The organism is Haemophilus seminalis (assembly GCF_006384255.1).
In the GTDB taxonomy this organism is placed as follows: domain Bacteria; phylum Pseudomonadota; class Gammaproteobacteria; order Enterobacterales; family Pasteurellaceae; genus Haemophilus; species Haemophilus seminalis.
Window position 1 is genome coordinate 93,461 of the sequence record NZ_VCED01000005.1, and the last position, 21,799, is coordinate 115,259.

24 protein-coding genes, 1 other RNA gene and 1 pseudogene are annotated in these 21,799 nt (G+C 39.4%); 24 read left to right on the forward strand and 2 right to left on the reverse strand.

Going from position 1 to position 21,799, the window contains the following annotated elements:
* Positions 1-44: 44 nt before the first annotated feature.
* From FE813_RS07710 to FE813_RS07735, 6 genes are all read left to right on the forward strand, one after another.
* Positions 45-449: a phage-derived protein YdaY family protein gene (locus FE813_RS07710; RefSeq protein WP_046949759.1), complete on the forward strand. Its 405-nt coding sequence runs from the start codon at positions 45-47 to the stop codon at positions 447-449.
* 92 nt (positions 450-541) lie between these two features.
* Entirely contained in the window at positions 542-787 is a 246-nt protein-coding gene (locus FE813_RS10875) for a phage tail assembly chaperone (protein ID WP_444546725.1), read from the forward strand.
* Positions 788-825: 38 nt separating this feature from the next.
* Entirely contained in the window at positions 826-1,152 is a 327-nt protein-coding gene (locus FE813_RS07720; RefSeq protein WP_235898322.1) for a phage tail protein, read from the forward strand.
* Positions 1,153-1,161: 9 nt separating this feature from the next.
* Positions 1,162-4,401 (forward strand): phage tail tape measure protein, encoded by a 3,240-nt coding sequence (locus tag FE813_RS07725; protein WP_139990111.1) that lies wholly within the window; start codon positions 1,162-1,164, stop codon positions 4,399-4,401.
* Between the two features lie 94 nt (positions 4,402-4,495).
* Positions 4,496-4,957, forward strand: coding sequence for a hypothetical protein (locus FE813_RS10545; RefSeq protein ID WP_204628476.1), 462 nt, complete (start codon positions 4,496-4,498; stop codon positions 4,955-4,957).
* 335 nt (positions 4,958-5,292) lie between these two features.
* On the forward strand, positions 5,293-6,180 hold the full coding sequence (locus FE813_RS07735) for a phage antirepressor N-terminal domain-containing protein (RefSeq protein WP_139990112.1): 888 nt from the start codon (positions 5,293-5,295) through the stop codon (positions 6,178-6,180).
* Positions 6,181-6,340: 160 nt separating this feature from the next.
* On the opposite strand, the gene FE813_RS07740 is transcribed toward FE813_RS07735, so the two are convergent.
* Positions 6,341-6,721, reverse strand: a complete 381-nt coding sequence (locus tag FE813_RS07740; protein WP_065265030.1) for a type II toxin-antitoxin system PemK/MazF family toxin — start codon at positions 6,719-6,721, stop codon at positions 6,341-6,343.
* A gap of 244 nt (positions 6,722-6,965) precedes the next feature.
* Here FE813_RS07740 and FE813_RS07745 point away from each other — a divergent pair, with 244 nt between their 5' ends.
* The 13 genes and pseudogenes from FE813_RS07745 to FE813_RS07800 all read left to right on the forward strand — a co-directional run bounded on the left by FE813_RS07745 (position 6,966) and on the right by FE813_RS07800 (position 16,329).
* On the forward strand, positions 6,966-7,484 hold the full coding sequence (locus FE813_RS07745) for a phage antirepressor N-terminal domain-containing protein (RefSeq protein ID WP_139990113.1): 519 nt from the start codon (positions 6,966-6,968) through the stop codon (positions 7,482-7,484).
* A 234-nt stretch (positions 7,485-7,718) separates the two neighbouring features.
* Positions 7,719-7,997 (forward strand): type II toxin-antitoxin system RelE/ParE family toxin, encoded by a 279-nt coding sequence (locus FE813_RS07750; protein ID WP_139990114.1) that lies wholly within the window; start codon positions 7,719-7,721, stop codon positions 7,995-7,997.
* Between the two features lie 9 nt (positions 7,998-8,006).
* Positions 8,007-8,312, forward strand: a complete 306-nt coding sequence (locus FE813_RS07755; protein WP_139990115.1) for a HigA family addiction module antitoxin — start codon at positions 8,007-8,009, stop codon at positions 8,310-8,312.
* A gap of 88 nt (positions 8,313-8,400) precedes the next feature.
* Positions 8,401-9,114 (forward strand): phage minor tail protein L, encoded by a 714-nt coding sequence (locus FE813_RS07760; protein WP_139990116.1) that lies wholly within the window; start codon positions 8,401-8,403, stop codon positions 9,112-9,114.
* A 2-nt stretch (positions 9,115-9,116) separates the two neighbouring features.
* On the forward strand, positions 9,117-9,851 hold the full coding sequence (locus FE813_RS07765) for a C40 family peptidase (RefSeq protein ID WP_139990117.1): 735 nt from the start codon (positions 9,117-9,119) through the stop codon (positions 9,849-9,851).
* Positions 9,794-10,381: a tail assembly protein gene (locus FE813_RS07770; RefSeq protein ID WP_139990118.1), complete on the forward strand. Its 588-nt coding sequence runs from the start codon at positions 9,794-9,796 to the stop codon at positions 10,379-10,381. Before FE813_RS07765 ends, FE813_RS07770 begins: the two co-directional genes overlap by 58 nt.
* A gap of 10 nt (positions 10,382-10,391) precedes the next feature.
* Positions 10,392-12,930 (forward strand): annotated as a pseudogene (locus FE813_RS07775) (TipJ family phage tail tip protein); the annotation flags it as partial.
* 1,115 nt (positions 12,931-14,045) lie between these two features.
* Entirely contained in the window at positions 14,046-14,471 is a 426-nt protein-coding gene (locus FE813_RS07780; RefSeq protein WP_139990119.1) for a hypothetical protein, read from the forward strand.
* A complete protein-coding gene (locus FE813_RS07785) occupies positions 14,471-15,067 on the forward strand; it encodes a DUF6453 family protein (protein ID WP_139990120.1) in 597 nt (198 codons plus the stop codon). The genes FE813_RS07780 and FE813_RS07785 overlap by 1 nt, the downstream gene beginning before the upstream one ends.
* Positions 15,068-15,078: 11 nt before the next feature.
* Positions 15,079-15,372 carry a hypothetical protein gene (locus FE813_RS07790; RefSeq protein ID WP_139990121.1) on the forward strand — a complete coding sequence of 98 codons (294 nt, stop codon included), beginning with the start codon at positions 15,079-15,081 and terminating at the stop codon, positions 15,370-15,372.
* Positions 15,373-15,486: 114 nt separating this feature from the next.
* The gene (locus tag FE813_RS07795; protein ID WP_139990122.1) at positions 15,487-15,828 is read left to right on the forward strand and encodes a hypothetical protein; all 342 of its coding nucleotides are present in this window, start codon (positions 15,487-15,489) and stop codon (positions 15,826-15,828) included.
* Positions 15,825-15,980 (forward strand): hypothetical protein, encoded by a 156-nt coding sequence (locus tag FE813_RS10500; RefSeq protein ID WP_180978713.1) that lies wholly within the window; start codon positions 15,825-15,827, stop codon positions 15,978-15,980. Before FE813_RS07795 ends, FE813_RS10500 begins: the two co-directional genes overlap by 4 nt.
* Complete coding sequence (locus FE813_RS07800; RefSeq protein WP_139990123.1) at positions 15,961-16,329, forward strand: hypothetical protein; 369 nt, start codon at positions 15,961-15,963, stop codon at positions 16,327-16,329. The genes FE813_RS10500 and FE813_RS07800 overlap by 20 nt, the downstream gene beginning before the upstream one ends.
* Positions 16,330-16,617: 288 nt before the next feature.
* On the opposite strand, the gene ssrA is transcribed toward FE813_RS07800, so the two are convergent.
* Positions 16,618-16,983, reverse strand: a transfer-messenger RNA (tmRNA) gene (gene ssrA / locus FE813_RS07805).
* Positions 16,984-17,088: 105 nt separating this feature from the next.
* Between ssrA and FE813_RS07810 the strand changes: the two genes are divergently transcribed.
* The 5 genes from FE813_RS07810 to FE813_RS07830 all read left to right on the forward strand — a co-directional run bounded on the left by FE813_RS07810 (position 17,089) and on the right by FE813_RS07830 (position 21,797).
* The gene (locus tag FE813_RS07810; RefSeq protein WP_139990124.1) at positions 17,089-17,592 is read left to right on the forward strand and encodes a hypothetical protein; all 504 of its coding nucleotides are present in this window, start codon (positions 17,089-17,091) and stop codon (positions 17,590-17,592) included.
* Between the two features lie 65 nt (positions 17,593-17,657).
* Positions 17,658-18,725 carry a DNA polymerase IV gene (gene dinB / locus FE813_RS07815; protein WP_139990125.1) on the forward strand — a complete coding sequence of 356 codons (1,068 nt, stop codon included), beginning with the start codon at positions 17,658-17,660 and terminating at the stop codon, positions 18,723-18,725.
* 32 nt (positions 18,726-18,757) lie between these two features.
* The gene (locus FE813_RS07820; protein WP_139990126.1) at positions 18,758-19,294 is read left to right on the forward strand and encodes an elongation factor P hydroxylase; all 537 of its coding nucleotides are present in this window, start codon (positions 18,758-18,760) and stop codon (positions 19,292-19,294) included.
* A 200-nt stretch (positions 19,295-19,494) separates the two neighbouring features.
* The gene (locus FE813_RS07825) at positions 19,495-20,586 is read left to right on the forward strand and encodes an SEL1-like repeat protein (RefSeq protein WP_139990127.1); all 1,092 of its coding nucleotides are present in this window, start codon (positions 19,495-19,497) and stop codon (positions 20,584-20,586) included.
* Complete coding sequence (locus FE813_RS07830; RefSeq protein ID WP_139990128.1) at positions 20,586-21,797, forward strand: MBL fold metallo-hydrolase; 1,212 nt, start codon at positions 20,586-20,588, stop codon at positions 21,795-21,797. Before FE813_RS07825 ends, FE813_RS07830 begins: the two co-directional genes overlap by 1 nt.
* The last annotated feature ends 2 nt before the right edge of the window (positions 21,798-21,799 follow it).

Below are 21,799 nucleotides of genomic sequence, written 5' to 3' on the forward strand. Positions count from 1 at the left end.
CTTTCGGTTTTTTTTATTTCAATCCAATTTATAAGGAAAACACAATGGACTTTTCTAAATTAAATACTGTTAAAGCCTCTGAAAATACCTATCGCTTTGAAGTCACTCACCCGATTACCGGGGAAGGAACAGGCGCAATGATTGATGTTTATGCCTCGCAAAGTGATGTTGTACAGCGTTTTCAATCTAACGTCTTACGCAAATTACAAAAGCAAGAATTTGAAAACCAGCGCACCCGCAAACCACAATTTAAAGAACTCTCTGAATTGAAATCGGAAGCTCTTGAAAACGCCATTGTGCGCGTAGCTAGCTGGGAGAATTTAGAATGGGAAGGAACTCCTCTTGAGTTTACCCCCGCCAATGTGAAAATGCTGCTTACCCAGTGTCCTTGGTTGGCTGAACAAATTATTGAACAGTCAGAAGACTTGGGAAATTTCTTGAAGGCCTGATCGAACATCTCTACGAGTTTGCTCAGGCAGAATTTCGTCTTGATAAACGACCAGACAATTCCAAAGCGACACAACGCGAGCATCTTCAAGTTATTGAGCAACAATTAGGTATAACGCCCGAAGAGCTAAACAACCCTCCGCCCAATATTGCGGTGGGTTATTTGCTTGAGTATTTTTATGCCGTATCCTCCTCTCGACAGTGCGGAATGTCCGCTAACCCTATTACTTTTAGTGAAATATTGGCATGGTCTCAATTGACTAATACTTCATTGGCAAGATGGGAAATTGAGGTGATTAAACGACTTGATGTATTGTGGTTGAATATTCAAGCTGAATAGCTCAAGGTTTGGCTTGAGCCTTTTACTAAGGAATGAATATGAAAGAATTTACTTGGCAAGCCGACTGGAATATGAAGCGGAAAAAAAAGCCGAATGTAAATATAATTCGATTTGGTGACGGTTATGAACAGCGACAATCAGATGGCATTAATAATAACCTAAGGACTTACGATGTAGTCTTTAGTGGTTCAGAAGAAAAGATCAAGGCAATAGACATGTTCCTTGATGAATGTCGTGGGGTGACAGCCTTTTCGTGGCAACCTTACGGAGATAAAAAAGGATTGTTTACCTGTGGTGAATGGGATGAAACCAAAAAAACAGGATATAGCACGCTAACAGCAACCTTTAAGGAAGTTGTTGCATAGAGGTAAATTATGGCAGATTTCGCACAATTAGGCATAGAGTTACGTTCTATAGGGGTTGATAAAGTTAATCGTGATATTCGTTCGGTGACGGATAACGCAAAATCTACTGAGCGCTCAGTGCAATCTCTTTTAGGCGTAATGGGTAAATTAAAAGTCTTAATGACAGCTGGATTGGGAATTCAAGGCCTTGGGCAATTTATTCAAATGTCCGACAAAATGAAAACCCTTGCTGCCCAGGTGAAATTTGTCACGAATTCATTTGAAGAATATAAAGCTGTTCAAAGCCAGCTTTTCTCTATTTCGCAACGCACACGCGCTGATTTAGAGGCTACAACCACAATTTACGCTCGCTCTGCTCGAGCATTGAAAGATTATGGTTATAGCCAAGAGCGGATTCTAACTTTTACTGAAACGTTAAATAAAGCGATGGCAGTAGGTGGAGTGGGCGCACAAGAGCAGGCGAGTGCACTTTTCCAGCTTTCACAAGCATTAGGTTCAGGTCGGTTACAAGGTGACGAGTTCCGTACTATTGCTGAAAGCGCCCCCATTATTTTAGATGTTGTTGCTCAGTATATGGGGAAAACCCGTTCAGAAGTGAAACAACTTGCTTCTGAAGGTAAAATCACCTCTCAATTGTTATTTGAAGCTATTACAGGCGCAACTGAGAAAATTTCAGCAGATTTTGAAAAAATGCCTTTGACTTTTGGTCAGGCAATGACTCAATTGAAAAACCAAACACTTAAATTTGTTGATGATGTCGGTAATCGCAGTGGTATCTTTGATGGGATGGCTGCATCTGTCTCATTTTTAGCCAAAAATATTGACTATCTTTCGGTAGTGATTGGTTCGGTTCTGCTAGGACAATTAGGTAAAGCCTCTGTAGCAGGGATTAAGTCTGTATTAACTAAACGGCAAGAGGCTCTTGCGGCTTTAGAGGTTGCACAGGCTACATCTGTTCAAGCTACGGCTGAATTAAGACTAGCACAAATACAAATGCAGTCTTTACGCGCCCAATTAAGTTTAGCTCAATCAGAACAAACAAGAATGGCGCTACGTGGTCAAATGGCCGCCCAAGCCTCTCAACTTACAGTATTAATGAACGCAGAGAGAGAGGCAACAGAAAGGGCGGCGCTTGCTAAACAAAAACTATCTTTGGCTGGGCGAGCATCAAGTGGTGTTTTAAGTCTATTAGGTGGACCTATTGGACTGGTCACCACTGCGCTTACTTTGGGGGCGGGGGCATTTTATACCTGGAAACAAAATGCAGAGCAAGCCAAACAAGAAAACCTTGATTATGCGAAAAGTCTTGATGTAACAAGTGATGCTCTACAAAAATTGACCGCAAATCAGCTAGAAGCAATGAGCGCAAAATTGAAGCGTTCTATGGCAGAGCAGAAGAATCAAATCCAATCATTGATTGAAGAAAAATCAAGAATGGAGCGCGCATTATCGATTCAAACTAAAAGTATGGATGAGGGGAACCTTTGGCAAAATCAATATGCACTGAAACGCTATAATCAACTTCTTGAAGATTTAAAAATCAAGAAAGGCGAAATAGATTCAGCTAATCAGCAGTTAGCGAAGTCAGAGCGAGATTTAAAATCTATTGGTGCAGAGGAGTCAGTTCAACGCCTGAAAGAGAGCGTAGAAAAACTCTACCCTGAATTACAATTTAATAAAGACAAATTTGTTGAGTTAAAACTTTCAACAGAAGACTTTAAAGATTTGTTACCAGACGCCAATGGTAAAATCTTAGGGATGGCTGATGCATTAGCTCAGGCGGCGCAAAAAGCAAGATTGCTAATTAGCGGTGTAATTGGCGTAAAAGAAGAAACCGCAGGTATTGGCGCAGATGCTCAAAAGGTTATTGACGATCTTCGCCTTGATCGAAAAATTGCTAATGCAAAAACGCCGCAAGAAAGAGCAGCGGGAGAAACAGAAAAATATATTAAACGGCTTTCTGAGCAAGGCAAATATAATAAGTCTGAACTTGATGCAATCGAAAAAGAATATCAAGCCAATGCGTTAGCTAGAGAGAATAGATCTAGCGGGGCAAAGGGGAGTGGGAATAAAGTTGATTATGTCAAACAGTACACTGATCAAGTGACCCAACTCCAACAACGCCTAGCGGACATAAAAGCCAATCTACAAGATGGTGGAATTAGCCAATATCAAGAGTTAAAAAAACTCACAAACGATATTGCTGCCAATGGTGAAAAATATGCGCACTTTGGTGCAGAAGGGCTTGCGAATCTAAAACGCCTTGCCAGTGAAATTGACAGTGGGCAACAGCAAGTTGCAATCCGTGATTTAGGCGACAATTACAAAGAGCAGATTGAGGCTCGACAATTTGAATTGACACTTATTGGTCAAACAAGTGAAGCGGTAGATCAGTTACGTTTTAATCATCAACTAGAGCTTGAAACGGCAAAATTGCGCAAAGGCATGACGCAAGAAAATATTGCCTTACTTGAGCAGACAATTGATGAAATTAAACGCTTAAAAGAAGAACAAGCTAAACAAACCGAATTACTAAAAGGCGATCCAGTGGCAGGATTCAGAGATGGTTTCCAAAAATTCCGAAACACGGTGGAAGATGTAATGGGCAACGTATCTCAAATCACGTTAAATGCGTTTAATGGAATGTCGGATGCCTTAACTAATTTCGTATTAACTGGTAAAGGAAATTTCCGAGTCTTTGCACAATCAGTGATTAAAGATATCACTTCAATGATTGTAAAAATGATGATTTTTGCATCAATTAAGGCAGCGTTCGAAGGAACATCTTTTGGCAAAATTCTCGGGTTGTCTGGAGGTGGCTTAGTCCCTGAATCAAAATATACTGGCGGACTCGTTGGATTTGATGAAGGGGGATTTACTGGCCAAGGAGGAAAATATACGCCAGCTGGTATTGTTCACAAAGGCGAATATGTCTTTACCAAAGAAGCAGTAAGCCGTTTGGGGGTTGATTACCTGGATCAGCTCAACTATCAACGCAAGGCTAAACCACAGGGCTACGCAAACGGCGGTTCAGTGGGTGGATACGCACCAAGCACACCAATGAATGCGAATAATCGGGGCGTGAAGGTAAACATCATCAACAACGGTGAGCCAACAAACGCCAACGTAGAAACCAAAGAGACCAGTGGCGGCTTAGAAATTACTGTGGAATTAGTGCAAGCCATTGCTCGAAAAGAGGCAGGAACAATAATGCAACAAAATATGCGACCGGGTGGAATGTTCGCCTAATTTTAGGCGAATTTTCCATTTTGTGATCTTGTTCAATGTTTTTTAATTTTTTCAAAATATAATATTCCCCATAACCGTTATGTGGAGAATATTAATGAAAAAATTATTATTAACTGGGTTAGCTTGCGCATTATTGGTAGGGTGTGCTCAAGAACCGTTAAAAAAACAAACATCTTCAGGAAAACCTGAGACTGAATTTCCAAACAAAACTGTAGATCAGGTTATTAATGGAATCACTGAATATTGCAATGACAAAGGATTTGTTGTTGAAGAACAAAATAAAAACTATGTAGTTTGCGCAAAAGAAGCTGAAGGAGCTCAAGGATTCTTTACTCAGCTTGCTATAGGTAATGCCTACTCAACTACTCCACAAAATAAATTAAGATTTTCAGTATCAAAAAAAGGAAATGGTTCTAAAGTTTGGGTAAATGCTTGGAGCGAAACTCAAATGGCTATGGGGCAAGTAAATAAAATGCCTTTTGAAGGTAATAAAGCACAAAATCAAATGCAAGATATGCTTGATCTTTTATTACCTCAATATGTAAATAAGCAATAAAATAAATATAAGCCCCTTGACACCCAAGGGGCTTTTTCATTATGATTTTTATCAAGCAGATAGTTATCTGCTCAAGGTGTCGAAACCTTATATCACAAGCGGTTAGTCCGCTCCCGATAGCATAGCGGTTTTTTTATGCGTGAAATTTAGTAACCTTGTTTGTTTATTGCCATTAAACATTCATTGCGCATAATCACATCTTATCTATGCCGAGAGGGCGGAGAATAAAATACCCGAAAGGGGAATAATCCCAGCCTACTTGTGAAGGCTTTCGAACCTCTTGGCGACCCTATGAGGTCAAATCTTAATATCGAAAAATTCACAAGGAGACAGTTATGTCTAATCAAATTTCAACCCAAACAATTTCATTCAACAATCAGTCATTAATTACCGTTGAACAAAATGGCAATCACTATGTTGCTATGAAGCCAATTTGTGAAAATATTGGTCTTACATGGGAACCTCAAGTATTACGTATCAAACGTGATGAAGTTCTTTCTCAAGGTATGATCGTCATGATCATACCTACTAATGGCGGCAACCAAAATATGATCTGCTTACCAATCGAATATTTAAACGGCTGGTTATTTGGTATTGATATTAATCGTTGTAAACCAGAAATCCGTGACACATTAATCAAATACAAAAAAGAGTGTTATCAAGCGTTACATGATTATTGGTTTAATGGTAAAGCAGAGCGTAAAACCACGGTAGATGATCGCACAGGCTTACGCAATGCTGTGAATATGCTCGTGAGCAAAAAGGGATTAATTTATTCTGATGCTTATCATTTAGTCCATCAACGCTTTAATGTGGAAAGCATCGAAGATTTAACATTAGAACAGTTACCGCAAGCAGTAGAGTATGTTCACAGAATCGTGCTTGAAGGTGAGCTTATCACTGAACAGAAAAAAGATGAGCTATTCATCCGTGAATTTACAGAGCATGATCTGCAACAGCTCGTTTGGGCGTGGTTCGCTTTATTGCGTGGCACGGAACTTTGCCAAGTACTTCACCCAGCATTAAAACAAATTGGTTCGCACTATGCTGCACCGGTGCATGACATGGCTTATGAATATCGTAGCACTCTCCGTCAGGCGCAAAAAGTATTAGAGCGAATCACTGAAAAATTTGAGTGCAAACAAGGCAATAACTGGCGTGTCTTAAAATATCTTCGAGCCTACAACCCTAAAGCAACAGGATTTCAGCTAGATATCCTATAAAACACCACAAAATCCGACCGCACTTTGGGAAAGAAGAAAAACAAAGGGGAGCCTAATGCTCCCCACTTCACGATTAAACTGGCTTGTTATCGCCTTTGTTTAATCGACCAACTGTTTTTCAAATTGGTTTTGCAAGCCCCTCTCGGGTACGGGTAAGATTTTACCTTAGTTTTAGGGCTATTGCAGTACAATTTTTAATCAACTGGAAATCTTCGTCACACACAACAGGAACGATATAGGTTCTTTTATCAATCTTATATCGATCTAACCTAGATAGTGACACTGTGTAAACCATATCGCACTTTGCCCAACATTGAATATTTGCTTTGTCTGGTAGCGGATTTACAGGTAACGCATAATGATAATTTTCTAGGGGATTAGGTTCGGTTGTACTCAATGGGATAACAGTAACAAGTTCTCTGTTTCTCTTATGTCGAGCTATGACAACAACAGGGCGAACCTTTGTCATTTCTGGTGACTTGAATTGAGAAAAGTCACACATTAAAACCGATTTTTCCTTTGGTTGATATTTTAAAGTCATAAGATTTATTGATGTTTTTATTAGATCTTATATGACGCTATGACGGAGATCAACCATTAGATTTTCCTATAGAGTAGGGTTTACCTGCAACATGGAATAAACACAATAATACTAACAAATAACCGCTCTTATGGGCGGTTTTTTATTGCCTGTAAGATAGCGATGTACACGTGACAAGCGGTGCTTCCTTTCTCCACTCACTGCTTCTTACAGGCCCCTTTTTGTGGAGAAAACAGGAAGAAATATGCAAACATTAACTGCAGAATTTTTAGGTAAAGAAGTTACTTTAGTGGATAACAACGGCGTGGCTTATGTAGCAATGCGTGAGATTGTGGAAGGAATTGGGCTGGATTGGAAGGTTCAACATAGAAAACTCACCTCTCATTACCAAAAATTCAGTTGTGGTCATATCACCACAACTGGTAAAGACGGCAAAAAATATGAAATGCTTTGTATGCCAATCAAGAAATTAAATGGCTGGCTGTTTAGCATTAACCCAAACAAAGTGCGCGCCGATTTAAAAGAACGCTTGGAAAATTACCAAGAGGAATGTTTCTTGGCGTTGTGGGACTATTGGACGGAAGGTGTCGCCCGCCGTGATGAAGTCAAAAACAAGTTGGCATTGTGGCAACAAAAGAAAGCCGAATACACGCAACGAGCTGGTGAATGGGGAAAATTATTGCAGCAATGCAAATCGGAAAAGCAAGCCCTTGAGCGTGAGCTTTTACAAATTAAACAGTTAGATCTTTTCGTGAACTTATAACCGCACAATCTTTTAGAAAGTGCGGTTTTTTATTATTCCTAGGAGTTCTCATGAAAGCAATTAATTACGGCTATTCGGTGGTGATGATTTTTAACTTTACAACCACAAATTTGAGTAGTGGTATCTCCCCACGGTCTCTTGAAATAAATTTGACTAAAAGGGTTACAGAAATATTTTGCATTTAGTAACGAAAGACGTTACTATACAGACATATTAACTCAATGCGTTATCAATATGATTTCACACTTCGCCTGTAAAGATACCAAAGCTTTTTTTGAGGGAGGACGCATTCGCCGTTTTATTCCCTTTGAAAAAGTGGCGATGCGGAAGCTTCAACAGCTTAACGCGGCGGCGGATTTGAATTTTTTGAGAATCCCGCCGGGCAATCATTTAGAAATGTTATCAGGCGATAGACAGGGACAATATAGCATTCGGATTAACGATCAGTGGCGAATTTGCTTTACTTGGTTAAATGGTCATGTTGCTGATGTGGAAATTGTGGATTATCACTAAGGAAATAAGATGGCACGAGAAATCCCACTTGCTCACCCCGGTGAGATTCTTTTGGAAGAATGGTTGAATCCGTTAGGTATTAGTCAGTATGCGTTGGCCAAAGCGATTTCGGTTCCGCCGCGTCGCATTAATGAAATTGTGAAAGGAAAACGCGCAATTACGTCTGATACGGCATTGCGTTTAGCTGCCTATTTCGGTACGGACGCGCAAAGCTGGCTCAACTTGCAATCTCATTATGATATGGAGCAGACTAGAGCGATGATTAATGACGATCTTAATCATATCTTCCCTTGTCAGTTTGAGCGAACCGCTTGAGTTAGATTGACTTAAACGAATTTTACAGTAGTTATCACAAGATAGCCGAATTGTAGCGATACAGTTCGGCTTTTTTATTGGAGCAAATATGCCACAACTAATTAGCAACAAATTCAAGTTAGACCTTGCCAAGCTAGAGCAAAACGCATTAATTGAGCTATTTGAAGTGGATTTGCGAGGTTTAAAAGATGCTGACGGTATAAATGGCGAGCTCTATCGCTTTTACGTAGGCAAAAATGAAAAATCGCAATCTATCGTATGGCAAGGCAAAACATTTGAGCCATTTGCTGTAAAAGCAGATGGTTTTGAAATGTCAGGTAATGGCCCAAGTAATCGACCAACTCTCACTCTGGGAAATATTAACGGATTTATTACCGCACTTTGTAACCGCTTTGATCAATGTTTGGGTGGAATTGTCAGACGCAGATTAGTCTATATGCACTATCTTGACGCGGTGAATTTTGCAAATGGCAATAAAAAAGCAGATCCAACGCAAGAGGCATTAAGTTACTTTGTGATTGAGCAATTATCCTCATTAAATCGAGATATTGCCCAATTTACACTGGCTTTGCCATCTGAGACTGACAACGCATTAATTGGTGCAAGAATGATTACATCCACTTGTAGTTGGTTATACCGTAGCGTTGAGTGTGGCTATACAGGCGGAGCAGTCGCAGATGAAAAAGACCAGCCAACTACAGATCCTCAAAAGGATAAATGCAGCGGATTATTGACTGGATGTAAATTGCGAAACAATACGCATAACTATGGCGGATTTGTTAGCGTTGATAAGTTGGGGTAACAATGGACGGCAAATTACATAACGAAATTATTAGTTATTCAAAATCAAAAGAACCGCAAGAAAGTTGCGGTTTTATTGTTTTAGTAGGTGGTGAAAAAGTCTTTATCCCTTGCGAAAACGCATCAGAAGATAAAGAAAACCATTTTGAAATATCGCCAGAAGATTACATTGCAGCAAGTGAGAAAGGCGAGGTTTTTGCCTTAGTCCACTCACACCCACAAGGCGAGCCAAAACTATCACAAGCAGATTTACAAACACAACTTTATAGCCAGTTAGATTTTTGGTTAGTTTGTGATGAGCAAATCCATATTTTTCCGAAGATTCCATTTTTAATTGGCCGTGATTTTAAACACGGTGAAATGGATTGCTACACATTATTTAGAGATTTTTACCGCTTATCTGGTTGTAATTTACCTGATTTTGAGCGTGATGATTACTGGTGGGAAGATGGCTTTAATCTCTACCTAGATAACATGGCTAAACATGGTTTTGAGCAAGTAGAAGAACCACAAATAGGCGATGTTATTTTAATCAATATCGGGGCTGATGTACCCAATCACGCGGCAATTTATGTGGGCAATCAAATGGTACTTCATCATGCGCCAAAACGATTATCTAAGCGTGATTTATATGATGGATATTGGCTTAAACACACTCATAGTATTTGGAGATATAACGCATGGTCAACGTTAGATTTTACGGCAGCCTTAAACACTTTGGATCTGAATTTAGGCTAGATTGCCAAACTACGGCGGAGATAGTCCAAGCCTTAACGAGCCAAATTCCTAAATTGCGTCAATCCATCCAGCAAGGATTGTTTACCGTGCGAGTAGGGCGAGACTACTTTGATAATCGCTATCTTGAGCAAGGATTGAGCCACAAGCTAAAAGATGATGCAACAGTCCATTTTACACCTGTTTTAAAAGGCTCAAAACGTGGCGGATTATTTGGCGTGATTGCCGGTGTCGCAATTATTGCGGGTGCAATCGCTTTAGGCCCCCTTGGATTTGGTCTTCTTAGTAGCAATGCGGCTTGGATAGTGGGTTCTGTTGGAGCGTCTCTATTATTGGGTGGTGTTGCTCAAATGCTCACAAAAATGCCAGAAATGAAGATGGGCACTGAAAAAGAAAAGAAACAATCTACGGCATTTTCAAACCTGTCGAATATGACAGCGCAGGGAAAACCTATGCCATTGGCGTATGGGAGAATGAGAGTAGGCTCTCTCATCATATCTCAGGGTGTAGAAACGATGGATACTGAAATTTAAGGAGTTTTCAATGGGTAAAGGTGGCGGTGGTGGCGGACATACGCCAGTCGAGGCAAAAGAGAGTGGAAGAAGTAAGCAACTTGTTAAAATTGTTGAAGTAATCTCTGAGGGCGAGGTTTACGGTTTAGCCGATGGGATGAAGTCCATCTATTTTGACAAAACACCAGTACAAAACAAAGACGGCTCTTATAATTTTAAAAATGTGCAGGTAGAGGGGCGTGTAGGCGGTCAAGTACAGGATTTAATGGCTGGGTTTAACACCTCGGAAAAAGAAGTAGGTGTTGGCGCTCTAGTTAAAAAAAAATCTACCGCTTACAAGAACTGTGACGGATGCCAAAGTATCTCGATTACGCTTAACTATCGGTGTCCAATCGCTTTTTAAGCAAGAGGATAATGGCGACACAAACGGAACAACGGTAAACTTTATCATTACCATTGGCTCAAGAACTTACCCTGTGTCAATTAGTGGCAAGTATAGCTCTCAGTATTTGCAACATCATACTTTTGACAATCTGCCTAGTGTGCCATTTATCGTGAAAGTTGAACGAACTACAGACGATAGCACAATACAGCGCCTACAAAATAACACCATTTGGTCTAGCTACACTGAAATTATTGATACCGAGTTTACTTATCCAAACACCGCTTTAATGGGGGTTAAGTTTGACTCGGAGTATTTTAGCAATATCCCTACTCGTACCTATGACTTACTAGGTTTAAAAGTCAAAGTACCAAGCAACTATGACACTCGCACGCGTCAATATACTGGTATATGGGATGGCACATTTAAAATTGACTGGACGGATAATCCTGCTTGGGTGCTCTATGATGTGGTGACGAATAAACGCTATGGCTTGGGCGGAAGACTTGGTGAGTTTGGCGCGGATAAATGGGCGTTATATCAAGTCGCTCAATATTGTGACCAATTAGTGCCAGATGGTTTTGGTGGGCAAGAACCAAGATTTACTTGTAATGCTTGGTTAACCGAACAACGCTCGGCTTACCAAGTTATTAATGATATTTGCTCAATTTTCAGAGCAATGCCAGTTTGGAATGGTCAGCAACTAACCGTGGTAATGGATAGACCTGCAGATCCAGTTTGGACTTATACAAATGCCAATGTGGATGAAAACGGATTTAGTTATACATTTTCAGCCAGAAAATCCCGCCACAACGCAATACAAGTTGAATACGCAGATAAAGAGAATAGCTATGAAAAAGCCATTGAGTATGTCTCTGATGACGAATCTATCCGTAAAAACGGATTAAACGTTAAGAAAATCACGGCTTTTGGCTGTACATCAAGAGGGTAAGCGCACCGTACAGCTCTATGGTTGTTGCAAACAGAAAAACTAGAAACTAAAACCGTTACCTTTACTGTTGGCGCGGAAGGGCTAATGCATATACCTGGAGACATTATCAAAGTCGCTGATACGCACTATGCTGGTACGAATATTGGAGGTCGAGTTTTAGCTATTAATGGCACGACCGTTACATTAGATCGCGAAATTACCCTTAGCGGCAATAGTTATCTTAGCTATATCAATGCTAACGCTAAGCATCAAAATATTAAGATTATCTCAGTCAATGGTGCAGAGGTCACACTCGACCAACCGCCAGTAGGTTTGGAACTCTACGGTGTATGGTCTTTAGCTACTCAACAAGTAACAAGCCAATTATTTAAGGCGCTATCTGTAAAAGAGGAGGATAAAGGCAAGTACACCATTATGGCGTTACAACACGAGCCACAAAAAGAGGCGATTGTTGATAATGGCGCCAAGTTTGAGCCAGTAGGAACGAGCGTACTTACTACACCGCAAATTAGTAACATTGGTGTGGCAGTAAATGCAGATGGTAGCGTATCAGTTGACAGTAGCGTGACTGGCGGTAATGGCATCGTCAAATACGATATCCGCATTTACAAAGGCGGTGTGCTATATGACGTACGATTAGGGCAATCGTCTCCCAATCTTAATATAGATAGTCTCGAAAATGGGGATTATAGCGTCCTTATCCAGGTTAAAAATGATAATGGGCAGTTATTGAGTGAAAAAACTCAGACTTTTACCATCAATAAACCGCCAGCGCCAACAGGCGTAAGAACAACTGGCGGTCTGGGTAATATCACGCTTGAGTGGGATTGGGTTGATGATGCGACGGCAACAGAAATTTTTGCCAGTGAAACAGATGACATTAAAACAGCCAAACGTTTGACGAAAGTCACGGCAAGAATGTACACGCACGAAGTTGGCGCAAAACAGGTTAGATATTACTGGTTGCGACATACTCGTGGTGTGAATGTTGGCCCATTTAATCAGCAGTCAGGAATTAAAGGCGAAAGTGCGGTAGATATTGATGCCGAATTAGAGGTGCTGAATAAAAAGCTATCTAAGAACATTGTAAATGAGGTAATTGATACTGCGTTGCCAGCTCGCAACCTTGAAATGACTAAAACCGTAACAGGGTTAAACGTCAATAAATTTATAGGCTACAAGCAAGTCTATAATACGGCCGATGGAAAACTATACACTTGGAACGGAAGTAAATACATCGAAAATGGGGTTGATGTAAACGGCATACGAATCAATACAACTCAATTAGTAGGCACGTTACAAGCTAATCAGATTGGTGTAAACACAATTGGAGCTGGAGCGTTACAGGCTGGAGCTGTGCGAGCCGAACACATGGCAGCAGGGCAGGTTACTGCTGATAAAATGGCTATAGGGCTAGGTGGAAATTTATTATACAACCCTATTTTTGCTAATAATGGTTATGGTTGGAATACATTTTTTAATAATAATGCAACAGGAACCCATATAGCTCATCAACGTTCTGATACTTGGGGAAATTTATGTTATTTACCAAATGAGAATATATTTACAGGTAGTTTTAACGTTTCTAATGCTAGTATTGCTAACGGTGCTAGAGTTGGTGGTGTTTATATCAATGTACCTGTTATTGCTGGAAAATGGTATATGTTGTCTTGTTATGTTGGTTGTCATCGTGGCGTTATTCGAGTCTCACCTGAGTTTAGAACGGCTAACGGTGGTTGGGTTGGCATTAAATATAGCAAGACTTCTAACGCAGGATTTACAGGAGGACTAAAAGGAGCAGAAAGAATATATGTTCTAGCACAAGCTCCTAATGATGCAATAAGCGTTGATTTTTTTATTTCTGTTTATAAAACAGAAAATACAAGTAATCTTGCTTGGTTTGCTCAACGTCCAATGCTCGAAGAATGCACTGAACACACCCGCGAACCTAGCCCATGGCAAAACGCAGGTGTAACCGCTATTCACGGTGGGTCGATTGTTACTAACTCAATCACCACGCAACAAATGGCAGCTAATAGCATTACAGCTAATGAGATTGCAGCTGGTGCGGTTGCTGCAAGACATATTGCAGTAGGTAGTATCGGAGCGGATCATATTGCTACACGGTCATTGACTGCCGACAAGCTTAATGTGTCTCAACTCTCTGCTGTTAGCTCTAATATGGGCGATATTAACGGTGGGTCACTTAATATTAATAATAGATTTAAGGTTAGTCGAGATGGCCAAGTTGAAATGAGGGCAGCAACTGGCAAGGTCGGAATGGTTGTAAACAACGACAGTATTATTGTTTATGACGAGAGAGGTAACGTGCGAGTTAAAATAGGTAAATTATGATTAGTTTAATCTTATTTGTATCGATTGTATCGGTTGTTTTGTTATTGGTTCTGCTGAAGAGAAAACGGAGGGTAAAGGTGGCCAATCAAGGAATTGAAACTTATGACGCCTTAAACAATATAACATTCTCAACAGAGAATAGGTTATTTAAGTATATAGGTTATAAAGACTTACCGATAGGCAGGTTTAGTATAACCGCTGGAACGAATGTTGGAAACGTTGTTTTTATTCCAATTACGCTCTCGACCAACAATCAAGAGCTATCTCATCAAGTGGCTATAGCAGTTGATATGCCGTATATTTCAGAGGCGAGAGTTAGCGGGAATACTTTTACGGGGACGGTTAAATCACCTATGGATTTTCGTTATGAGGGAAACCTCAGAACTAAACCATTAATCAGAATTTTTTATGGAGTCTATTAATGTACGGATTTTCAGGCATTACAGATGTAAATGACGGCTTTTTAAGTATGTCTCTACAAAGACGAGGGCGCTCTCAATTCTCTAACAACTTCGCTAATATTGCTGTATCTGACACCGATATTATTGTTATATCTAGTTGTAATGGTGATGTAGCGCAGTTTAAGAAAAATGGCGGAAATATAGTTTTATACAGCCCAAATGCAACATACGTTGAGTATTTAATATTTAATACAAACACAGCCAAAAGCAGCGGATATGGAATAGAAACGTATGATAGCAATGGTCGAGTTGTTTTCTCATCAAACCATAAATTCCTTAGACCAATCAAAATTGTAGATACAAATTTAAACAAAGGCACTTTCACCGAAACAGTAAAAGCAGGCGGAAAATATGGAGTTATCCTTTCTAACTACGGATTCCGTATAAACATCACACCAGATTACTGTCGCAAAATAATGAGAAGTATCAGGATTGATAATCAAATCAAATTCAGCTCTATCAATCACGATGATCAAGGTGCTGGAAGAATAGGTATGACATATAACGATGATTCATTCTATGCTAATGCAATCATTGTTGACATTACATGGTATTAACAGGAGCAAATATGACAACATTCAACAAAATCTTAAACCCAATGTATTCGGTGATTGCGGCATACTCAAGACAAGAGGATGGCTCAATTAATGCTAAATATGTACTTGGTACTGGCACAGACAATGACGGGGAAGTGACAGACTTTACTCCGATCATCTCGGAATATAAATGGATTGATCCAGCCGCAGCAAAAAGCATTTTTGGTAAGCCATTAACTCAAGATGACATTGGCAAAACAACGGAGCAAATCGATTTAGATCGCATCTATGCTTACTTAAAAGAGCAAGGACAAATTGTTATCTAATCATCTAATTATTAGAGATACCGCCTACGGGCGGTTTTTTGTTGGAGGGGAAAATTAAAATAATCGATTTGGAAATGATTCGTGGAAATGACGAACTATTTAGGGAGGATAAGAATGGATGAGATTATTTTTGAGTGGATTCGTGGCGATGATGAAGTGGAAACCTTAGTTTTTATTGAAGAAAATGGAGATCCTTTGGATTTTACAGGCTGCCATTTTGATTGCGACATTGAGCCTTTAAATAAGAAGGGTGATAGGATTCATTTATCCACCGATAATCAAGGCATTATTATCAACGGGAATGAAGTCAGCCTTATCATCGCCCATGAACAAACGGAAAATGTGACGTGGAAAGAGGCAAGATTTGACCTGCAGCAAACCACGCCAGACGGAAAAATTAAAACGTGGTGTGGTGGAGAAGTGCAGTTACACCACGATATTACACGGAGAGTATGATGCAAACTATCCAAGTAAAACCCAAGCAAACTGTGCAAATCAAGGTTAAGCCTTGTGTAAAGCTGGCAAGCCTTGCACTGTTTGATAAAGCACTTTTAACAATTTACAACCAAGCTAAAGAGGACTACAAACATGGAAAAATTAGAAATTAACCAACAAGACCAAGGTTTTGCGTATCAAGTTGGCAAAGATATTACTCAATTACAAGAGGCTGTAGCAGCATTACAAGCCGCCGCTACCGCTCAACAGGGGACAAAAACTCAATGGGTACAGAAAGTGACGGCTAAACCAGGTACGGTTTTTGGCGGGATGACACAAATCAAAGTCCATCCTAACCTGGTCAACAAAATTTGTGCTGTTAAGTTAGGGGATTATTCGCCGACGTTCGAACAGTTGGGCGAATACTTCGAAACACAAAAAAACGAAGATTCTTTTCCTATCTATTTTATTGCCCTTGCAGACCAACATGAGCATGTGGATTTTGAGACTGAGGTGGAGTGATAAATGTGACGGCGGGTAATTCCGCTGTTTCTTATATCTAATTTAAACGCCCTTTAATGATGATTTAAAGGGCGTTTTTTATCTAGGTTTAATCTGTGATTTATGCAAAAAATTTTGCGAACTTATGCACGCATTATTCTTTCCAAGAAATTTAATACTCAGGGAATAGAACAGTCCGCGGATCATTCACGGATCATTTTAAGTTATTATTTAGTTATATCGCCGTTAGTGAATTCCCTATAAGGTATTGTTTTTATTGGCGTTGTTATGGCAAGGTTATTTAAAATTTGGTGGAGCTGGGGGGAGTTGAACCCCCGTCCGAAATTACTCTACCTTCAGTACTACACGTTTAGTCTAGTCTTTAATTTCACTTAAGCATGCGGACAGACACGCTAAACTTAAGCTAGTTTGATTCAGTTTAGTGCTTCGATCCTCAAACGGTGGCTTCCACACGATCTCGTTTTGGTTTGACTCCGCGTTATCCCCGTCTTACGAGCGGAAGCTAGGGCGCGAAGGCTAAATGCAGGTTATTAAGCTGCTAAAGCGTATTGTTCGTCGTTTGCGACTATTTTTTTGCGGTTTATTTACGAGGCCTACCGCACCTCGACGTGCACCTTGGGCTTCGCTAATCCCGTCGAATCCAGAATCAGCCCCAAAATTATGCACTAGTCTAACAAAAAACAAGCAGAAGAAAAAGAGCGGTATTTATTAAATGCGTGAGTTAGGGTAAAATTTCGGCGTTTTTTATAGGAGAAAATAATGTCATTTTTTAAATATTTAGTGCTCGCTTTGTTTGCAGCTAGTTGTTCAATTTCTTCTGCAATTGCAAAAGAAAATGTTTCAAAGGAAAAACCTAAAAGTGTAGAAAAAACTGCAACTGCAGAAAAAAGCTACCCTAAGTATGTTAACTATGCTATTTCTATTGATGTTGGCGATAGAGATATTGTGGTAGGCGAGGATGGTCAAGTGCTTTCTCGCTTTAAATATACCATTACAAATAAAAGTGAATTCCCGATTCAAAATATTCAATGGATGAGTGTGTATGTGCATAATCGTCAAGTTGTGCATAGTCAAGATATGCAAATAGAATTAGAAAATACCTTATTACCAGGCAAGTCTCTGACAATCAATTTACAAATTCCATTTGCTCAAATTGATGAAAAATACCGTTCAATTTTTATGAATACACAAGAACCTATTCATGTTTATAAAATTGAACGTTCAGTCATGTTTAAAGATAAGAAAGTCGTTTCTGATAATTAAGTATGTATGTTTGAACATTGATTAAAGTGCGGTTATACTAAATAAAATTTAACCGCACTTTTTTTATGCTACAAGATAAAAAAATTATTCACATTGATATGGATTGTTTTTACGCATCGATTGAGATTCGTGAAAATCCTAATTTGCAGGGAAAACCTGTTGCTGTAGGTGGTTCTTCTCGTCAACGTGGTGTATTAACAACTTGTAATTATGAGGCGAGAAAATTTGGTTTGCATAGTGCAATGCCAACGGCTCAAGCCATAAAAAAGTGTCCTAATCTCATTCTCGTGCCCGTGAATATGGCGTTGTATAAACAAGTTTCGGCACAAATTCATCAAATCTTCCAGCGTTACACTGATATTATTGAACCACTTTCTTTAGATGAAGCTTATTTAGATGTCACACACTGCCAAAAATGTTCTGGCTCAGCGACTTGGATCGCACAAGAAATTCGCCAAGCCATTTTTGATGAGTTGAATTTAACTGCCTCGGCAGGTGTGGCGCCTTTAAAATTCCTTGCCAAAATTGCCTCGGATATGAATAAACCTAATGGGCTATTTGTGATTAAGCCTAATGAAGTCGAGGAATTCATTAAAACCTTATCTTTAAATAAAATCCCTGGCGTGGGTAAAGTGACATCACAACGATTACTCAATATGGGATTAGAAACTTGTGCTGACATTCAAAACTTTGATCAAATTGTCTTATTAAACCAATTTGGTAAAGCGGGTAAACGTATTTGGGATTTTAGCCACGGCATTGATGAGCGTGAAGTACAAGCCCATCGTGAACGTAAATCAGTTGGCGTAGAACAAACTTTGCTTGAGAATATTCACACAGTTGAGCAAGCTTTAGCCTTATTAAATAATCTTTATCAAGAGCTAATTCGTCGCCTTGAGCGTGTTAGCCGTAATATACCGTTATCTGCATTTCGTAAAATTGGCATAAAGCTTAAATTTGAAGATTTTCAAGTAACAACTTTGGAGAAGACAGGTTTGCCACTTTCTTTGGAGAGTTTTCAACAATTACTTCCTCAAATTTTTATGCGAGCAAAAGGGCGAGCGATTCGTTTGATTGGGCTACATGTCAATTTACCCGAAGAAAATAAACAAGAACAAATGAGCCTCTGGTGATATAATCTCGCGGTTTTTTAGGAGTCGATACCATGGAACATAAATTAGAAGATATTATTGCAATTTTTAATCAATGTTTTGAAGATGAATACAACACTCGCTTAGTCAAAGGTGGTGAAGAACCCATTTATTTACCCGCAAATGATGACGTGCCTTATAACGCGATTTATTTTGCTAGAGGGTTTTATAGCAGTGCATTACATGAAATTGCCCATTGGTTAGTGGCAGGCAAAGAACGCCGTAAACTAGAAGATTTTGGTTATTGGTATGAGCCAGATGGACGTTCTGAAGAACGTCAGCGTGATTTTGAAAAAGTTGAAGTTAAACCGCAAGCATTAGAATGGATTTTGGCAACGGCGGCAGGTTTCCGTTATTTTGCCAGTGCGGATAATTTGAATGGCAATCCAGGCGATACACAGCCTTTTAAACAAGCCGTGTATGAGCAAGTGAAAACCTATGTAGAAAAAGGTTTGCCAAAACGAGCGGAAATATTACGCAAGGCGTTAGTGGCATTTTATGGCACAGAAGATGAAATTGATCTGGCAAAGTTTGATATCGCTCGTATTTAATAGCAGAAAGTGAGCAAGATGGCTCACTTTTTCAGTCTTAATACCCACTAATTCCTCCCTAACTAAATAGTCTAATTTTTAATCATTTTACACCCAGTATACTGGGTGTTGTACTCTCTTTACAGAGAGTACAACAAAACATCTTGCTAAACAAAAAATATTTGGTTATTTCAATTATTGATTAATAAATGGACGATTTTATGAAATTCTCAAAAACACTTATTACTACTGCTATTCTTGGCTTTTCACTTGCTTCTTTTCATTATACTGCTTGGGCAGATACGCCTGCGCAGCAATTCCAACAAGGTTTTGAAGCCGCTACGAGAGAGGATTATCAAACAGCCTTTAAACTTTGGCTGCCTTTGGCAGAGCAGGGGGATGCAGATGCTCAATATAATTTGGGCTTAATGTATGACAACGGGCGAGGCGTCAAACAAGATGATTTTGAAGCGGTGAAATGGTATCGCAAAGCGGCGGAGCAGGGGTATGCAGATGCTCAATTTAATTTGGGTAATATGTATGCCAATGGACGAGGCGTAAAACAAGATGATTTCGAAGCGGTGAAATGGTATCGCCAAGCGGCAGAGCAGGGGTATGCAGATGCTCAGGTTAATTTGGGCGTGATGTATGGCAACGGACAAGGCGTCAAACAAGATGATGTTGAAGCGGTGAAATGGTATCGCAAAGCGGCGGAGCAGGGGAATGCAAGTGCTCAATATAATTTGGGCTTAATGTATGGCAACGGACAAGGCGTCAAACAAGATGATGTTGAAGCGGTGAAATGGTATCGCAAAGCGGCGGAACAGGGGAATGTAAGTGCTCAATTTAATTTGGGCGTGATGTATGACAACGGACAAGGCGTAAAACAAGATGATTTTGAAGCGTTGAAATGGTATCGCAAAGCGGCGGAACAGGGAGATGCAAGTGCTCAATTTAATTTGGGCTTAATGTATGGCAACGGACAAGGCGTCAAACAAGATGATTTTGAAGCCGTAAAGTGGTTTAAGAAAGCAGCGGAGCAGGGGTATGCAGATGCTCAGGTTAATTTAGGTTCGGCTTATAGTGCAGGGCGTGGTGTCAAACAAGATGATTTTAAAGCCGTAAAGTGGTTTAAGAAAGCAGCGGAAAATGGTAGTGAAAATGGGCAGTTTAAATTAGGTCTGTCGTATCTTATTGGACGAGGTATTCAGAAAGATAGAACACTCGCTAAAGAATGGTTTGGTAAGGCTTGTGATAATGGATATCAAATAGGATGTGAATATTACGGTAAGCTAAATAGAGGGGAACTCTAATGCCAACTTTACAATGCGAATTTTGGAATGTGGGGCAGGGCTTATTTTCAAGTGGGCATATTCAAATGGGAGACGCTCTGGCTTTCCATTGGGTTTATGATTGTGGCACAAGTTCAAGTCAAAAACTTATTCAAAATGCAGTAAATAAATATAATTCTAATAAAAATCAAGGGGATATTGATTTATTAGTACTTTCGCATTTTGATAAAGATCATATTAGTGGTGTAAAAGAACTACTCAAAAATAGGCGAAAAATAAAACGCTGGGTTGTGCCTTATTATCCTTTATGGCAACGCTTAGTAATTGCTTCTCTTTTAGAGATTCAGCCAGATGATGAAGAATGGGCATTTTATCAAAACCCTATTCAATATTTCAAAACTGATTTTGCTGAAGAATTAAAAGAAACCCAATTTCTCTTATTACCTGCAAAAGAAAATGAGAATGAAATTTCGATAAGTCTTGAACCAAGTAATTTTGATGATGTACTTTCTTTTGAAACTACTAAAAAATTATCAGATGAATTTGCTAACTTAGAACAAAATGTACATTGGCTCAATCCTGATAAAGCCCTTTTATTAAGAAAAGGCGAAGAACAGTTTGAACTTGTTTTATATAACGTGCCATTTCATTTGCTTGCAAAAGTGCCAACAAATTTGACCGCTTTTCAAAAGCAGGTTAAACAAATTATTCAATCTCATCAGTTTAATTCCACAGATCCAACTCCAGCCTTAAAAACACTCTACACTCTTGCATTTGGAAATGGAAGTAAACACAAAAATATTATTTCTCAATATTTATATATTCGAAATATAAAACTCTCTTCTTTTTGGAGAATGGGAAATAATCATATTTTTGATGTTTCGATAGACAATGAAAATGAAATAGCGGTTATTCCAAAGGATAAAACAAAAAATGCCATTTTATACACTGGCGATGCATTTTTAAATGATTTGCTATTATTAACCGATTTAATGCAATCATTAGGTGCGGAGAGAATGGCGAGAATTTATTGCTTGCAAGTTCCCCATCACGGTTCAAAGCATAATTGGCAACAAGGATTAGCGAAGATATTGTCGCCTTGTATTAGTGTATTTTCAGCTGATAGCCAACGAAGAAAAGGGCATCCACATGGTGAAGTACTTAAAGATTTTGCAATTTATACGCCAATTTTAGTGAATAAAACTAAAAGATTATCCATTCATTCAATTTAATA